Annotated in this window: 16 protein-coding genes; 9 read left to right on the forward strand and 7 right to left on the reverse strand. The window is 71.4% G+C overall.

The window, feature by feature from the left end; translation table 11 throughout:
* The first annotated feature begins 6 nt into the window (after window positions 1–6).
* On the forward strand, window positions 7–918 hold the full coding sequence (locus VF289_RS09270; RefSeq protein WP_330883344.1) for a glycoside hydrolase family 43 protein: 912 nt from the start codon (window positions 7–9) through the stop codon (window positions 916–918).
* Here VF289_RS09270 and VF289_RS09275 read toward each other — a convergent pair.
* The 3 genes from VF289_RS09275 to VF289_RS09285 are packed head-to-tail and all read right to left on the reverse strand — an operon-like array spanning window position 902 to window position 3,340.
* Window positions 902–1,423, reverse strand: a complete 522-nt coding sequence (locus VF289_RS09275; protein ID WP_330883346.1) for a dihydrofolate reductase — start codon at window positions 1,421–1,423, stop codon at window positions 902–904. The two genes, VF289_RS09270 and VF289_RS09275, sit on opposite strands and share 17 nt — an antisense overlap.
* Window positions 1,420–2,223: a thymidylate synthase gene (locus VF289_RS09280; RefSeq protein ID WP_330883348.1), complete on the reverse strand. Its 804-nt coding sequence runs from the start codon at window positions 2,221–2,223 to the stop codon at window positions 1,420–1,422. The genes VF289_RS09275 and VF289_RS09280 overlap by 4 nt, the downstream gene beginning before the upstream one ends.
* 4 nt (window positions 2,224–2,227) lie before the next feature.
* On the reverse strand, window positions 2,228–3,340 hold the full coding sequence (locus VF289_RS09285; RefSeq protein WP_330883350.1) for a LacI family DNA-binding transcriptional regulator: 1,113 nt from the start codon (window positions 3,338–3,340) through the stop codon (window positions 2,228–2,230).
* A 188-nt stretch (window positions 3,341–3,528) separates the two neighbouring features.
* Here VF289_RS09285 and VF289_RS09290 point away from each other — a divergent pair, with 188 nt between their 5' ends.
* Complete coding sequence (locus VF289_RS09290) at window positions 3,529–5,049, forward strand: alpha-N-arabinofuranosidase (RefSeq protein WP_330883352.1); 1,521 nt, start codon at window positions 3,529–3,531, stop codon at window positions 5,047–5,049.
* 126 nt (window positions 5,050–5,175) lie between these two features.
* Window positions 5,176–6,786 (forward strand): alpha-N-arabinofuranosidase, encoded by a 1,611-nt coding sequence (locus tag VF289_RS09295; protein ID WP_330883354.1) that lies wholly within the window; start codon window positions 5,176–5,178, stop codon window positions 6,784–6,786.
* Here the strand turns inward: VF289_RS09295 and VF289_RS09300 are convergent.
* Window positions 6,734–7,147 carry a MerR family transcriptional regulator gene (locus VF289_RS09300; RefSeq protein WP_330883356.1) on the reverse strand — a complete coding sequence of 138 codons (414 nt, stop codon included), beginning with the start codon at window positions 7,145–7,147 and terminating at the stop codon, window positions 6,734–6,736. The two genes, VF289_RS09295 and VF289_RS09300, sit on opposite strands and share 53 nt — an antisense overlap.
* Window positions 7,148–7,200: 53 nt before the next feature.
* Between VF289_RS09300 and VF289_RS09305 the strand changes: the two genes are divergently transcribed.
* The 4 genes from VF289_RS09305 to VF289_RS09320 are packed head-to-tail and all read left to right on the forward strand — an operon-like array spanning window position 7,201 to window position 9,583.
* The gene (locus tag VF289_RS09305; RefSeq protein ID WP_330883358.1) at window positions 7,201–8,058 is read left to right on the forward strand and encodes an alpha/beta hydrolase; all 858 of its coding nucleotides are present in this window, start codon (window positions 7,201–7,203) and stop codon (window positions 8,056–8,058) included.
* 45 nt (window positions 8,059–8,103) lie between these two features.
* Window positions 8,104–8,511 carry a metalloregulator ArsR/SmtB family transcription factor gene (locus VF289_RS09310; protein ID WP_330883360.1) on the forward strand — a complete coding sequence of 136 codons (408 nt, stop codon included), beginning with the start codon at window positions 8,104–8,106 and terminating at the stop codon, window positions 8,509–8,511.
* Window positions 8,508–9,005 (forward strand): SRPBCC domain-containing protein, encoded by a 498-nt coding sequence (locus VF289_RS09315; protein ID WP_330883362.1) that lies wholly within the window; start codon window positions 8,508–8,510, stop codon window positions 9,003–9,005. The genes VF289_RS09310 and VF289_RS09315 overlap by 4 nt, the downstream gene beginning before the upstream one ends.
* Window positions 9,002–9,583 carry a TIGR03086 family metal-binding protein gene (locus VF289_RS09320; protein WP_330883364.1) on the forward strand — a complete coding sequence of 194 codons (582 nt, stop codon included), beginning with the start codon at window positions 9,002–9,004 and terminating at the stop codon, window positions 9,581–9,583. Before VF289_RS09315 ends, VF289_RS09320 begins: the two co-directional genes overlap by 4 nt.
* 57 nt (window positions 9,584–9,640) lie before the next feature.
* Here VF289_RS09320 and VF289_RS09325 read toward each other — a convergent pair whose 3' ends face one another.
* Window positions 9,641–11,134 (reverse strand): hypothetical protein, encoded by a 1,494-nt coding sequence (locus tag VF289_RS09325; RefSeq protein ID WP_330883366.1) that lies wholly within the window; start codon window positions 11,132–11,134, stop codon window positions 9,641–9,643.
* Between the two features lie 389 nt (window positions 11,135–11,523).
* Here VF289_RS09325 and VF289_RS09330 point away from each other — a divergent pair, with 389 nt between their 5' ends.
* Together VF289_RS09330 and VF289_RS09335 are read left to right on the forward strand one after the other, a co-directional pair.
* On the forward strand, window positions 11,524–12,318 hold the full coding sequence (locus VF289_RS09330; RefSeq protein ID WP_330883368.1) for a sialate O-acetylesterase: 795 nt from the start codon (window positions 11,524–11,526) through the stop codon (window positions 12,316–12,318).
* A 50-nt stretch (window positions 12,319–12,368) separates the two neighbouring features.
* A complete protein-coding gene (locus VF289_RS09335) occupies window positions 12,369–13,340 on the forward strand; it encodes a LacI family DNA-binding transcriptional regulator (protein WP_330883370.1) in 972 nt (323 codons plus the stop codon).
* Between the two features lie 24 nt (window positions 13,341–13,364).
* Here the strand turns inward: VF289_RS09335 and VF289_RS09340 are convergent, their stop codons facing one another.
* Window positions 13,365–14,120: an alpha/beta fold hydrolase gene (locus tag VF289_RS09340; protein ID WP_330883372.1), complete on the reverse strand. Its 756-nt coding sequence runs from the start codon at window positions 14,118–14,120 to the stop codon at window positions 13,365–13,367.
* Window positions 14,117–14,793: rhamnogalacturonan acetylesterase (locus VF289_RS09345; RefSeq protein ID WP_330883374.1), on the reverse strand; the 677-nt coding region annotated here is incomplete at its 5' end. The genes VF289_RS09340 and VF289_RS09345, both read right to left, overlap by 4 nt.

Below are 14,793 nucleotides of genomic sequence, written 5' to 3' on the forward strand. Positions count from 1 at the left end.
CGCGCGGTGCCCGCCTGGTCGACCCCGCTCGCGGATCCGGCGGTGCTCCGCACGGCCGACGGCTGGATCGCCTACGGCACCGGCCCGGTCCAGGACGGCCGGGCCGTGCCCGCGGCGTTCTCGCCGGACCTGGTGGCGTGGCAGGGGATCGGGAACGTCCTGGTGGCGCTGCCTGATGCAGCCGGTGACTCCTACTGGGCGCCCGAGGTGTGCGAGCGCGACGGAGCCTGGTGGATGTACTACTCCGTGGGCCACGGCGACCGCGGGCACCTGATCCGAGTGGCCCGGGCCGACGATCCCCGGGGCCCGTTCCTCGGTCAGGACGTGGTGCTCACCCCGGACGAGCTGTTCGCGATCGACGCCTCCCCGTGCCGCCTCGAGGACGGCAGCTGGTGGCTGTTCTTCGCACGGGACGTGCTGGAGCACGAACGCCCCGGCACCCATCTCGCCGCCGCCCCGCTGCTCACCCCGTCCTCCATGGGCGAGACGCTCAGCATTCTCGCCCCCTACGACGACTGGCAGCTCTTCGCGCGGGGACGGGTGAACTACGAGCAGGTCTACGACTGGCACACCCTCGAGGGACCCCACGTGGTGGTGCGCGACGGGACGCTGCTGATGACCTGGTCGGGAGGGTCCTGGCAGGGGCCGGGCTACCGGACCGCCTGGGCCTGGGCCACCGCCCCGGAGGGGCCGTGGACGGTCCCGGACGACGGGGCGGACGTGCTCCTGCGCAGCGATGAGGAGTTCATCGGCCCCGGCCACAACTCGGTGACCGTCGGACCGGCCGGGCAGGACGTGATCGCCTTCCACGCCTGGGACGAGGCGCGCACGGGGCGGTACATGCACCTGCGGGAACTGGTGATCGACGCCGACGCACCGAGCATGCGGGTGGGCGAGCCTCTCAGCGGGAGTGGGTGAGGATCCGGTAGCGCAGGCCGCCGACCGCCTCGTGCCACCCCTGTTCGGGATCTGCGGCGACGCGGGAGAAGGCCGACGGGATGGCGGGGGCCGTGGTGTCCCCGTCGACCTCGAGGTCGATCTCGGTGACCACCAGCAGGTCCGCCTTCGCGATCGCCTCGCGGTAGACCGCGCCGCCGCCGATCACCCAGATCATCGACGTGCCCGCCTCGCCGGCGAGCACCTCGCGCGCGATCCGGAGGGCATCGGGAAGGCTCTGCGCCCGCACCGCGCCGTCGGCGGCGAAGGCGTCGTCGCGGGTGATGACGATGTTCGTGCGCCCCGGCAGCGGCCGGTACGCCGCCGGGAAGGACTCCCAGGTGCGTCGGCCCATCACCACGGGGGAGCCCGCGGTGGTGCGGGAGAAGTGCTTGAGGTCCTCGCTCAGGTGCCAGGGCATGGTGCCACCCGCACCGATCACGCCGCCGCGGGCCTGAGCCCAGATCAGGCCGATCCGCGCACTCACACCGCCACCGGGGCCTTGATGCCCTGGTGGTGCTGGTAGTCGAGGATCTCGACGTCCTCCAGCTGGTAGTCGAGGATCGACTCCGGCCGACGCGCGAGCCGCAGCGTCGGGTACGGGAACGGCTCGCGGGAGAGCTGCCGGGTGACCTGCTCGACGTGGTTGTCGTAGATGTGGCAGTCCCCGCCGGTCCAGATGAAGTCGCCCACCTCGAGATCGGTCTGCTGGGCGACCATGTGCGTCAGCAGGGCGTAGCTGGCGATGTTGAAGGGCACACCGAGGAACAGATCGGCGCTGCGCTGGTAGAGCTGGCAGGAGAGCTTGCCGTCGTGCACCTCGAACTGGAACAGGGCATGGCAGGGGGCGAGCGCCATCTTCGGGATGTCGGCCGGGTTCCAGGCCGAGACGATCAGCCGGCGCGAGTCGGGGTTCGTACGGATCTGCTCGACGACGTCGGTGATCTGGTCGATCACGCCGCCCTCGGGCGTGGGCCAGGAGCGCCACTGCGCGCCGTAGACCGGGCCCAGGTCCCCGTGCTCGTCCGCCCACTCGTCCCAGATGCTCACGCCGCGCTCCTGCAGCCAGCGCGCATTGGTGTCCCCGTGCAGGAACCACAGCAGCTCGAGGATGATCGAGCGGGTATGGACCCGCTTGGTGGTGATCAGCGGGAAGCCCTGGGAGAGGTCGTAGCGCAGCTGCTTGCCGAACAGGCTGCGGGTGCCGGTGCCGGTGCGGTCGCCCTTGGCGTTGCCGGTCTCCATGACCTCGCGCAGCAGGTCCTCGTACGGGGTGGGGATGCTCATCGCGTCATTCCTTCTCGGGGGCGTCGGCGGGGGACAGGGCGGCGGCGGTGGATTCAGCGGTCGCGGGCGTGGAACCGCGCACGACCAGCGAGTAGGGGGTGTCGACCAGGCGCGGCGGGCCGTCGTGGCCCTGGATCCTCTCACCGAGCAGGTCCAGGACGGTGCGGACCAGTGCCGGCTTGTCCGGTGAGATGGTGGTGAGCGGGGGTGAGGAGTAGGGGGCGTCGGGGGTGTCGTCGTAGCCGGTCACCGCGACGTCCTCAGGGACCCTCCGTCCCCGTCGCCGCAGTGCGGCGAGCGCGCCGATCGCCAGCTCGTCGTTGCCGCAGACGATCCCGTCCACCTCCGGCATCCGCTCCAGCAGCGCGGTCGCGCCGGCGAAGCCGTCGGGCCGGTGCCATGCCGCGACGGCCTGTATCGCGACGTCGTCGGTGGGCAGGCCGTGCTCGCGCAGGGCGGCGAGGAAGCCGTCGCGGCGCAGCGTGCCGGAGCTGTGAGGCTGCAGCCCCTGGACGGTGTCGATCTTCCCGATGAAGGCGAGGCGTCGGCGGCCGGCCCGGAGCAGGTGCGAGGTGGCCTCGAAGGAGGCGGCGCGGTTGTCGATGCGCACGTAGTCGCAGCCTGCGGGGAGCTGCTCGGGCAGGTGCTCCCCGATGAACACCGTGGGCTGCGTGGTGCGCTGCATCCGCGCGAAGTGCTCCTCCTCCAGCAGCAGCGGATTGAAGATCACGCCGTCGCCGAACGCCTGGTCGAAGCCCTCGAGCACCGTGCGCTCCGCCTCGCGGCCCGCCGAGGTCGAATGCAGCACGACGGTCTGTCCGCGGCGCTGGGCCTCGTCGATGAAGTGCTGGGCCAGATCGGAGAAGTAGGAGAAGGCCAGGGAGGGCACCGCGAGGGTGATCATCTTGGAGGCGCCCGTGCGCAGCTGCCGAGCGGCCACCTGCGGGCGGTAGCCCACCTGCAGGATCGCCTCGCGCACCTTCTCCCGGGTCGAGTCCTTCACGTGCGGGTAGTCGTTGACCACGTTCGAGACGGTCTTGATCGAGACGCCCGCGAGCTCGGCGACGTCCCGCAGCGAGGGCGGACGCCGCTGACCGGAGGAGGAGCGCAGGGACATGGGGTCGATTCTCGCACCGACGGCTCGTCCGCGGCGGAGGGCTCGCACAGGTCACACCGACCCGTCCGGATGGATGCTCGTTGACGTCGCCGCCACCCTGTGGAAGAGTTTCTGCAACGTTGTAGAACCGGTCGTCGCCGCACGGCGGACGCACCGGTGCCGCTCCCTCCCGAAGGACGTAGACACCGATGTCATCGCAGGTCACCCTCACCTTGAACCCCGCCTTCCGCGTCGCCCCCGTGCGTCGGCGCACCTTCGGCGCCTTCGTCGAGCATCTCGGCCGCTGCGTCTACTCCGGCATCTTCGAGCCGGGCCACCCGACGGCGGATGAGGACGGCTTCCGCACCGACGTCCTCGCGCTGACCCGCGAGCTCGGTGTGAGCTCCGTGCGCTACCCGGGCGGCAACTTCGTCTCCGGCTACCGCTGGGAGGACGGCGTCGGCCCGGTCGAGCAGCGCCCCGCCCGCCACGACCTGGCCTGGCACTCCACTGATCCCAACACGGTCGGTCTGGACGAGTTCATGGCCTGGGCGAAGAAGGCGGAGGTCGAGCCGATGTATGCGATCAACCTCGGCACCCGCGGGGTCGAGGAGGCGCTGGACGTGCTCCAGTACGCCAATGCCCCGCAGGGCATCGCCCTGTCCGACCAGCGCGCCGAGAACGGGAGCCCCGAGCCCCACGGCATCCGCATGTGGTGCCTGGGCAACGAGATGGACGGCCCCTGGCAGACGGGCCACAAGACCGCCGAGGAGTATGCGCGCCTGGCCACCGAGACGGCCCGGGCCATGCGTCAGGAGGATCCGGACCTCGAGCTCATCGCGTGCGGTTCCTCGAACTCCCAGATGCCCACCTTCGGCGCCTGGGAGAAGGCCGTGCTCACCGAGGCCTACGACCACGTGGACATGATCTCCGCCCACGTCTACTACTCGGAGAAGGACGACGACCAGGCCTCCTTCCTGGCCTCGGCCGACGACATGGACCAGTTCATCGACGCCGTCGTGGCCACCGCCGATCACGTCCGCGCGACCCTCAAGCGCGACAAGCGCATCATGATCAGCTTCGACGAGTGGAACGTCTGGTACCAGCACCGCGCCGAGTCCCGCCCCCCGAGCGGTGACGACTGGCCCGTCGCGCCCGTGCTGCTCGAGGACACCTACAACGCGATGGACGCGGTGGTCGTGGGCAACCTGCTGATCTCCCTGCTGCGCCACAGCGACCGCGTCGCCTCGGCCTCCCTCGCCCAGCTCGTCAACGTGATCGCCCCGATCATGACCGAGCCCGGCGGTGCGGCCTGGAAGCAGACCACCTTCCATCCGTTCGCCCTCACCTCGCAGCACGCGAAGGGCGAGGTGCTCGATGTGCGGCTCGCCGCCCCGACCTTCGAGAACGCCCGCTTCGGCACCAGCTCCGCGGCCGACGCCGTCGCGACCTGGGACGAGGAGTCCGGGGACCTGGCCGTCTTCGTCGTCAACCGCGGCAACCAGGACGCGCTGGACCTCGACGCCGACCTCTCCGCCTTCGGTGAGCTCGAGCTGGTCGAGGCCGTGACGCTCCACCACGAGGACCCCTACGCGGCCAACTCCAAGGACGCCCCGGACACCGTGACGCCGCAGCCGAACGAGAACATCCGCGTCGAGGGCGGCCGGCTGGTCGGCTCCCTGCCCGAGATCTCCTGGTCGCTGGTGCGGCTCTCCCGCCCTGCGGCCTGACCCCGACTGTCCCGCCGGCCGGCCGTGGCCGGCGGGACGCATGGGGCCGACGTGCCGGCCGGCTCCTCGTCGACCGGCCGGCCCGTCGGCCCGCACCCTCGTCGTCCCCTCACCCCAGGAGCACCCATGACCGACGCCGTCCCCACCCTCGCCCCCGACCTCACCTCCGTGCTCACGAGTGCCACCCCCGGCTCCCGCGCCAGCGGTTCCACCGGCCCGTCGGCCGCCCGCACCGACGGCCCCGCCCGGGTGGTCGTCGACCTCGACCTGCCCGGCGCCACCATCAGCCGCCACCTCTACGGCCACTTCGCCGAGCACCTCGGCCGCTGCATCTATGAGGGCTTCTACGTGGGCGAGGACTCGGAGATCCCGAACACCCGCGGCATCCGCGATGACGTGGTGGAGGCGCTGCGCGCCCTGAGCATCCCGAACCTGCGCTGGCCCGGCGGCTGCTTCGCCGACGACTACCACTGGAAGGACGGCATCGGCCCGCGCGAGCAGCGACCCCGCATGGTGAACTCCCACTGGGGCGACATCGTCGAGGACAACTCCTTCGGCACCCACGAGTTCATGGATCTCGTCGAGCTGCTGGGCACCGAGGCGTACGTCAACGGGAACGTCGGCTCCGGGACCGTGGCCGAGATGAGCGAGTGGATCGAGTACCTCACCCGCGCCGACGACTCCCCTATGGCGTCCCTGCGCCGCGAGAACGGCCGTGACGAGCCGTGGAAGGTGCCCTACTTCGGCATCGGCAACGAGGCCTGGGGCTGTGGCGGGAACATGCGCGCCGAGGACTACGCGGCGCTGGCCCGCCAGTACTCCACCTACGTGCGCGACCACGGGGGCAACACGGTCACCCGCATCGCGGCCGGGGCGAGCGACCACGACTACGCGTGGACCGAGGCGCTCATGCGCGCGGCCGGCCCCTTCCAGGCCATCTCGATGCACTACTACACGATGTCCGGCCCCTGGCAGGACAAGGGAAGCGCCACCGAGTTCACCGAGGAGGAGTGGTACCGCACCCTCTCGCGCGCCGCCCACGCCGAGGAGCTGGTCTCCCGGCACGCCACCGTCATGGACCACCACGACCCGGAGAAGAAGGTCGGGCTGGTGTTCGACGAGTGGGGCACCTGGTGGAACGTCGAGCCCGGTACCAACCCCGGCTTCCTGTACCAGCAGAACACGGTGCGCGATGCGCTCGTGGCCTCGATCCACTTCGACGGCTTCCACCGTCACGCGGACCGACTGATCATGGCCAACATCGCCCAGACCGTGAACGTGCTGCAGGCGATGATCCTCACCGATCCCGAGACCGGGGCGCTCGTGCTCACGCCGACCTATCACGTGTTCGCGATGAACAAGGGCCACCAGGACGCCCGTGCGCTCGCCGCCCACGTGCTGCTGCCCGAGGAGGTCGCCGAGGTCGACGGCCGTGCGCTGCCGATGCTCTCCGCCTCGGCCTCCACCGCGGGGTCGACGGCGCTGGTGTCGCTGTCGAACCTGGACCACGCCGAGGAGCGCACGCTGGTGCTGGATCTGCGTGGCCGTGCCGTCACCGGGCACGTGGCGACCGTGCTCACCGGGGAGACCTCCGCAGCGCACAACACTCCTGAGCGGCCCGACGCCGTCGCGCCGCGCCCGCTCGAGACGGTGCGCAAGCTCGAGCGCGAGGGCCAGCTGGAGGTCACCCTGCCGCCGCACTCCTTCGCGACCGTGGAGCTGCAGCTGGGGGAGTGAGGTCGGGGTAGCGGCTGCAGTCCGGGCAGCGAGTGAGCAGGTCATGCTGGCACCCGGCGACGTGCGCGAGGAACCGCTCCGCCTCCTCGAGCTGCTGCCGCTGCGCTCGGAGCTCCTCGCGCCGGCGGGCGATGACCTCGAGGCGCCCGGGCTCGTCACGGTGAAGGACCTGCCGTATCTCCGCGAGGCTCATCCCCACCTCCTGGCAGGCGAGCAGCACCCGCAGTCGATGGAGGTCCTCCGAGGTGTAGTCGCGGTGGCCGGCGGCCGTCCGCCCCGGGGAGACGGCTCCGACGGCGTCCCAATGCCGCAGCACGTGCTCGGGCACCTCGATCTCGCGGGCGGCGTCGGAGATCTTCATGGCCCCATCCTGGCATTGACCTCAGGTCGACCTGAAGGCTTAGCGTCCCGAGCATGACGATCCCGCCGCCCTCCCTGCCCGCTCCCGACCTCGTGGACCTCGGCGGCGTCCCCGTGGCGACGTACGAGTGGGGCCCGGAGGGCGGTCCGTCCACTGGTGACCTGGTGCTCTGCCACGGCACGCCCTGGTCGGCGGAGGTCTGGGCTCCCCTCGCCCGGGCGCTCGGAGCGAGGTTTCGCGTGCACCTGTGGGACATGCCCGGCTACGGCCGCTCGGCCCAGGGCTCCGGTCTCCCCGTCGACCTCGCGACCCAGGGGGAGCGGCTCGCCCGCCTGCTCGAGCACTGGGGCCTGGACCGGCCGCACCTCCTCGCCCACGACATCGGCGGCGCCGTGGCACTGCGCGCCCACCTGCTCGAGGGTGCCGAGTACGCCTCGCTGATGCTGTGGGACGTGGTGACCCTCGACCCCTGGGGCTCGCCCTTCTTCCGTCTCGTCGCCGAGCACGAGGAGGTCTTCGCCGCCCTGCCCGCGCCGCTCCACGCCGCACTGGTGCGCGAGTACATCGTCGGCGCCGCCCGCCGACCGATGAGCGCCCCGCAGATCGAGTCACTGCTCGCCCCCTGGATCACGCCGACGGGCCGGCCGGCCTTCTACCGCCAGATCGCGTCACTGGTGCCCGAGCACACCAGGCCGGCGGCGCGGGCGCTGGGGGTGCTGCGCTGCCCGGTCTCCATCGGGTGGGGGGAGGAGGACCTCTGGATCCCGGTCGAGCAGGCCCGACGACTGCAGGACCTGCTGCCCGGGGATCCGCCGGTCACGGTGCTGCCCGGCGTCGGCCACCTGGCGCCGCTCGAGGCCGCGGGCGAGGTCGCAGAGGTCGTCGAGGACTGGTTGGACACGGTGCCATGAGCCTCGGGGGTCGCGTCATCAACCAAAAGGTTGACGACGGGCGCGATGCGGCGTACCGTCGAAGTGATCAACCACATGGTTGAGAAGGAGCGGCGAAGGGGCGGGATGGACGAGGACACCCTCTCGAGGGCCTTCGCGGCCCTGGCTGACCCCACTCGGCGGGACCTCGTCTCCCGGCTCACCCTCGGTGACGCCACCGTCGGCGAGCTCGCCGCCCCCTACGACATGTCCCTGCAGGCCGTGAGCAAGCACCTCGCGGTCCTCGAGTCGGCCGGGCTCGTCTCCCGTCGACGCGACGCCCAACGGCGCCCCGTGCACCTCGAATCCGAGGTGCTGGGGGAGCTGACCCACTGGATCGACCGTCACCGCCACGCCGTCGAGGCCCGCATGTCCCGCCTCGACGACGTCCTGCACGAGCTGAGCAGCACCGACCCTGAGGAGCGCACGCCATGACCACCACCGACCATCTCACCACCGCGACGATCGACGCCGACGCCGAGGTCCCCCTGATCCGCATCACCCGCGACTTCCACGCCACCCCGAGGCAGGTGCTGCGCGCCCACACGGATCCCGAGCTCTACGCGCTGTGGGTGGGCCCGAAGGACCTCTCCACCAGGATCGAGCACTGGGATGCCCGCACCGGCGGGGCCTGGGCCTTCGTCAACATCGGCCCGGACGGCGAGGAGTACTCCTTCCACGGCAGCTTCCACGAGGTCGTCGAGGACCGCATCGTCCAGACGTTCACCTACGACGGCTGGCCCGAGGCCGTCTCCCTGGAGACCCTGCGTCTCGAGGACCTCGGCGACGGCTGGACCCGCCTGCACGCCACCTCGCTCTTCGACTCCTTCGAAGGGCGCAACCAGATGCTCGAGAGCGGAATGGACGTCGGCATCAACGAGGGCTATGCGGCGCTCGATGCGCTGCTGGCGGAGGCGGACTCGCGGTGAGCACCCCGCTGACCCAGCTCCCTCCCGCCGAGAAGTACCGCCTGATCGCCGCGCGGTTCACCGAGGTCGTCCACGGCGTCACCGACTGGGACGCACCCACCCCCGTGAAGGAGTGGCGCGCCCGGGACGTCGTCGGCCACCTCGCCGGCTGGCTCCCCCCGATGGTCGAGGCGGGATCGAGCGTCCGCTTCGAGGGCGGGCCGTCGGCCGACGAGGACCCCGTCGGCGCCTGGACCGCGCTCGATGCGCAGGTCCAGGAGCTGCTGACGGACGCCGCCGCGGCGACGATCCTGCACTCCAACCCCCATACGGGTCAGGATCGGCCGCTGCCGGAGGTGGTGGACCAGGTCTTCACCGCCGACGTCTTCTTCCACACCTGGGACCTGGCCCGGTCCTCCGGCCAGGACGACACCCTGGATCCGGATCTGCTGCATGCGGCGTTCACCGGCATGAGCGCCATGGAGGAGCAGCTGCGGCCCAGCGGCCAGTTCGGGCAGCAGCAGCCCGTGCCGGAGGATGCGACGGAGCAGGAGCAGTTCTTCGCCTTCCTGGGTCGGGATCCTCGCTGGACGGCCTGATGGCTGGACCCGACTGCGCGCCTCCTCGTGCCTCGACTCCTCCGAAGGGCTCTCCCGTCACCCGACGGTCTGCTCGTAGGACTCCGTGTACTCGGCGATGACGTCGTCGAGGCCCTGCTTCCGCTGGTCGTCGATCACCGCCTCGAAACCGGCCATGTCGAGGGCGCCGGTGACGTACTTGTTCCAGCCGTCCTGGACGGCCTTCTCGATGGTGGCCCATCTCGAGTCGTAGGTGGGGGAGTCCAGGGACTGGGCGATGTTCACGACCGCGTGCTGGGCGTTCTCCTCCATCATCTCGTTGGCCAGATTGGAGTAGGCGTTGGTCGAGGGATACCACGTGCTGCTCGACGGCCGGATCCCGGCATAGGGCTGCACCTCCTTCTCCCAGCGCGGCTGGTCGGTGATCGTGACGGCGCCGTCGGAATCCTTCTCGTAGTGCGTCCCCTCGATGCCGTTGGTCATGAGGTCCAGCGCCTCCGGGGCGAGCAGCGAGTCGATGAGGCCCAGGCCGCGGCGAAGGTCCTCGACCGTCGGGAGCGCCTCGGTGGAGAACGACATGAGCCCGCCCATGCCGCCGCCGGTGTCGGAGACGATGCGGCGGGGGACGTCCCCGTAGGTCATGTCGTTGACCAGCGCCCACTCGACCTCGCTGTCGGGGTTGATCGAGTCGGCGATGTTCGCGAAGGTCTGGGCCGCGAAGAGGGCGGTGAAGACGATCCCGCCCTTGTCCTGGGCGATGGCCTGCTCCTGATTCGTCTTCTGCATCGTGACGAACTCCTGGTTGATCCACCCCTTCGAGTAGGCGTCGCGGTACCACTCCATCGCCTCCTTCGAGGCGTCGGTCGTGAAGGAGGGGATCACCGTGCCCTCCGGGCTCAGCTCGAAGAAGGCGCCGGCGCCGAAGTAGCCCGCGAACTCGGGGAAGCCCCACAGGAAGCTCTCGGCGCGGTCCAGGATCCCGACGGTCTGCTGCCCGGTGCCGGTGGGATCCCCGGTGGTGAAGGCCTCGGCGACCACGGCGAGCTCGTCGATGGTGTGCGGGACCTCGAGGCCCAGGCGGTCCAGCCAGTCCTTGCGCACGAGCACCCCGTAGCGGGCGAGGATCCCTTCATGGGGGACGCCGTAGAGGACGCCGCCCAGCCTCCCGCCGTCGACCACCTTCGGGTCGATCGCCGCGAGGTGCTCGAAGTCGGCGAGGTGCTCCTCGACGTCCCAGAACAGACCCGAGCCGAGGGCGTCCCGCGCGTACGGCATGGTGAGCGGGTTCAGTCCGCTGATGTCCGTGAGGGATCCGGAGGCGAGGATCGTGTTGACCTTCTCCTCCTTGTTGGCATCGGCGATCCAGTCGACGGCGAAGTCGATCCCGCTGTGCTCCTTCAGCGCGGTGGCGATCGGCCCGTCCGGTTCGGGGGTGGTGGGCGTGTGGAAGACGCCCGTCCACGTCAGGGAGCCCTCCGGGGAGGATCCGCCGCTGCCGCCGCAGGCGCTGAGTCCGAGGGTGCCGGCCGCGGTCGCGGGAGCGGCGGCCAGGAGGGAACGTCGGGAGATCATGGTGGGCCTTTCGGTGAGGACGAGGGCGCAGGGCCCGGAGCGCGGCGGCACCGGCCGCCGCATCGGTGCGGCGGCGGAGCATGGCCGGGGCGCGACCGGAGCGAAGGGTCTCCTCCGCTCGAGGCGGCCACCGGGAGCACCATGCAAGTAACCGGTTACTCGCCGTCGAGTGTGGGGTGCGCCGAGGGGGAAGTCAAGGGGTGGTCGCGCATGGACCCCGGCATGCCGGAGCGTGGCCGCCGAGACCGCTTGCGCTGTGCGCAGCCCGCCTGAGAGGATGGCGAGTAACCGGTTGCTCGCGTCGTCAGCGCGGGCGCGTCGCGACGTGCGCCGTCGCTCGCCCCCGGCCGACGCAGAGGGCCCACGGTCGAGAGGGATGAGGAATCGCGATGGCCGATCACCTGGTGGTCCTGCTGGGCCAGTCGAACGCGAACGGCTCGAACACCGACTACGAGCCCGACGGCATCGACGCCCGTGACCCCCGGATCCTCACGGTGCCGGCCTCCGGGCAGGACGAGGGCCGTCTGGTGCCCGCGCGGGAACCTCTCGCATCGGCCGGGGCCCACCCGCCCGGAGGTCTGGGGCCTGCCGGCCCCTTCGCCGCCCTGCTGCTCGCGGACCTCGAGCCGACCGACCGGGTCGTGATCGTGCCGATGACCCTGGGCGGGACCGGGATGCGGCGCCACGGCAGCTACCCCGGGGTCTGGCTGCCCGGGTACGAGCTCGCCGGTGCCCCCGATCTGTTCGCCCGCGCCGTCGAGCATGTGCGCCTCGCCCTCGGACGGTGCGAGGAGCCGCGGATCGCCGCTGTCCTCTGGCATCAGGGCGAGAGCGACGGAGGGCGGCCCGAGGCGGACTACGCCGCAGACCTCGACCTGCTCATCAGCACCTTCCGGGCCGAGATCCCGGAGGCGGCCGAGGCTCCGTTCCTCGTCGGGCAGATGGCCCGGGAGCGGCTGCTCGCCCAGCCCGATCACCGAGGGGTGCACGATGCTCTGGCGCGGACCCCGGAGCGGATGGCGCGCACTGGCTATGCTGAGGCACCGCCGCTGGGGCACATCAACGACGGCTCGACCCACTTCACCGCCGCGGGTCAGCGCCTCCTCGGGGCCCAGTACTTCGAGAGCTACCGGTCGGTGATCGCCCAGGCGGATCGGACAGCGGGACGACCAGTGAGGACATAGCGACCGTGGCAGGCAGGCGTGCGCGTTCCCATCCGAAGCGCGATATCACCATGAAGGAGATCGCCGAGCATGCCGGAGTCTCCAAGGCGACGGTCTCCCGGGTCATCAATGCCAGCCCGACGGTCGGTCGGGAGATCGCCGACACCGTCCGCGCGTCGATCGCCGAGCTCGGGTACCGGCCGAGCCTGACAGCCCGCTCTCTGTCGCTCGGTGTCAGCCGGACCCTGGGCGTCGTGGCCCCGGACCTCTCCAATCCGATGTTCCATCGGGTCTTCAGCAGCCTGCAGCGCGCGGCCGCCGGCTCCGGCTACCGGGTGCTCGTCGCCGAGACGCTCGAGGACGCGTCCCTCGAGTCGTCGACGGCCATCGACATCCGCAACCGCACCGACGCGATCGTGCTCGTCGCCCCTCGCATGGACCGGCTCGAGATGCTCGAGCTGCTCCCCACCCTGCAGCCGGTCGCGGTGGTCAATCGGACCACGGGAGGTCAGGCCGTCGTCGCGCGCGTCGACTACGCGCAGGGAGTCGTCGACCTCGTCGCCCATCTCCGCGAGCTCGGGCACCGCCGGCTGCTGTTCCTCTCGGGCCCCGAGTCCTCCCGCTCGAATCAGGAGCGCCTAGCCGGGCTCGAGTCCGCCCGCGCGGCAGACCCTGATCTGCGCATCGACGTGATGCCCTGCGGCCACGGCTTCGACGACGGCTACCGCTGCGCCGACTCCGTCCGGACGCACGGTGCGACCGGCGTCATCGCCTTCAACGATGTGGTCGCTCTCGGGCTCATGGGCAAGCTGCTCGAGGACGGGGTGTCCGTGCCTCGCGACCTCTCCGTGGTCGGGTTCGACGACATCGCCTTCGCCCGGTACTCCGCCCCGCCGCTGACCACCATGGCGGTTGATCTCCAGGGGCTCGCCGACGCTCTCTGGGGGGATCTGCTCGCGGAGATCGACGGCGAGCAGCGCCGGGAGCCCAGGCTCGTCGCCCCGAGCCTGGTCATCCGGGGCAGCACCGCTCCTCGTCCCTGACCGGAGCGCCGGTCGCGCGCCCGGTCAGCGGGTGGCAGGGTCCTCGAGGGCGGCGAGCAGGGCGTCGGGCGCGTCGTGCATGACGAAGTGCGCGGCGCCCGGCACGCGCACGCTGCGGATCCCGGCGGCGTCGAAGCGGGTCTGCTGCTCATAGGTGCGCTGCTCGCCCGTCACCAGCAGGACCGGCGTGGACAGCCCCACCAGCAGGTCGTTCGTGCGGCGAGCGTGCGCATCCTGCAGGGAGCGGGCGCAGCGCACGAGGGCGTGCGGGGCGGTCAGGCGCACCTCCGCCCGGCGCCAGTCGAGCTCCCGCGCGAGGAGCGCGGCGAAACCGCCGCGGTCGAGCTCCTCCTCGGGCACGAGAGCGATGTCCTCACCTCGGGGAGGGTGCACGTCCAGCGCGGGCTCGACGAGCACCAGGCGCGAGACGAGCTCGGGGTGGCGGGCCGCGAGGTGCACGGCGATCGTGCCGCCGAGGCTGTGCGCGAGCACCTCACGCGGCCCGCCGGCTTCGGCGCGCAGCACAGCGGCGACCGCCTCCGCCATCTCCGGCAGGGTGAAGTCGACGTCGCGCGGGGCGTCGCTGCGGCCGTGCCCGGGCAGGTCGGGGATGAGGGCGGCGCGGCCGCGGAGCACCGCGAAGGGCGCCCAGCTCGCCGCCCCGTGGCAGCCGAGCCCGTGCAGATGCAGCACCTCGGGGCCGCGTCCGGGCAGGCGGATGCTCCGGAGCATCCCCCCGTCCACCGTGAACGGTGTCGTGACCAGCGGCGATGCGCTCATTCGAGGAGTCCATGGTCTCGCAGGCCCGCCGCGACGAGCTCCGCGATGCGCGTCGCCCCGGAGGCGCTGAGGTGCGTGTCATCCTGCTCCCCGTCCGGGAAGCCCGGCCACTCTCCCGGCGCGAGCCACAGGAAGCTCTCCTTCGACGTCTCCTCCCCGTCCCCCTCCCACAGCTCCAGGGTGAGGCGGGAGAGATCGATCAGGGGCAGGGCCTCCTCGGCGGCGAGGGCCCGCACCGCCTGCGGATAGCCGCCGTGGGTGGACACCGCGTGACCGTCCTGGAAGCGGCGTCGTTCGAGCGGGGTGAGCAGCACGGGGACGCCGCCCCGTGCACGCACGCCCACGATCATCCGCCGCAGCGCCGCCGGGTAGGCGAGATGCACGTCCGCGAAGCGCTCATCGTCCTTCGCGTCGTTGTGCCCGAAGCCGATGAGCACGAGATCGCCGGCCCGCATCTCCTCGAGAGCTCCGTCGAGGAGTCCCTCGGCGAGGAAGCTCACCGAGCTCCGCCCGGAGACGGCCCGGTTCAGCACCTCGAGGCCGGCCGCCCTGCCGAGGCGCATGCCCCAGCCCTCGCGCGGGGCACGCTCGACCTCGTACGCGCTCGCGGTCGAGTCGGACAGGATGATCGCCCGCGGTGCCGCACCCGGGGCCGCGACGGGGTCGTCGAGCC

Origin of the sequence: Brachybacterium sp. (assembly GCF_036379615.1) — a bacterium.
Taxonomy (GTDB): Bacteria; Actinomycetota; Actinomycetes; order Actinomycetales; family Dermabacteraceae; genus Brachybacterium.

What these genes read in the sequence shown, in the direction of transcription:
- VF289_RS09280 (WP_330883348.1), bottom strand. Translation starts at nt 2,223, where the DNA reads ATGAGCATCCCCACCCCGTACGAGGACCTGCTGCGCGAGGTCATGGAG.
- VF289_RS09285 (WP_330883350.1), bottom strand. Translation starts at nt 3,340, where the DNA reads ATGTCCCTGCGCTCCTCCTCCGGTCAGCGGCGTCCGCCCTCGCTGCGG.
- VF289_RS09290 (WP_330883352.1), top strand. Translation starts at nt 3,529, where the DNA reads ATGTCATCGCAGGTCACCCTCACCTTGAACCCCGCCTTCCGCGTCGCC.
- VF289_RS09295 (WP_330883354.1), top strand. Translation starts at nt 5,176, where the DNA reads ATGACCGACGCCGTCCCCACCCTCGCCCCCGACCTCACCTCCGTGCTC.
- VF289_RS09300 (WP_330883356.1), bottom strand. Translation starts at nt 7,147, where the DNA reads ATGAAGATCTCCGACGCCGCCCGCGAGATCGAGGTGCCCGAGCACGTG.
- VF289_RS09305 (WP_330883358.1), top strand. Translation starts at nt 7,201, where the DNA reads ATGACGATCCCGCCGCCCTCCCTGCCCGCTCCCGACCTCGTGGACCTC.
- VF289_RS09310 (WP_330883360.1), top strand. Translation starts at nt 8,104, where the DNA reads ATGCGGCGTACCGTCGAAGTGATCAACCACATGGTTGAGAAGGAGCGG.
- VF289_RS09315 (WP_330883362.1), top strand. Translation starts at nt 8,508, where the DNA reads ATGACCACCACCGACCATCTCACCACCGCGACGATCGACGCCGACGCC.
- VF289_RS09325 (WP_330883366.1), bottom strand. Translation starts at nt 11,134, where the DNA reads ATGATCTCCCGACGTTCCCTCCTGGCCGCCGCTCCCGCGACCGCGGCC.
- VF289_RS09330 (WP_330883368.1), top strand. Translation starts at nt 11,524, where the DNA reads ATGGCCGATCACCTGGTGGTCCTGCTGGGCCAGTCGAACGCGAACGGC.
- VF289_RS09335 (WP_330883370.1), top strand. Translation starts at nt 12,369, where the DNA reads ATGAAGGAGATCGCCGAGCATGCCGGAGTCTCCAAGGCGACGGTCTCC.
- VF289_RS09340 (WP_330883372.1), bottom strand. Translation starts at nt 14,120, where the DNA reads ATGAGCGCATCGCCGCTGGTCACGACACCGTTCACGGTGGACGGGGGG.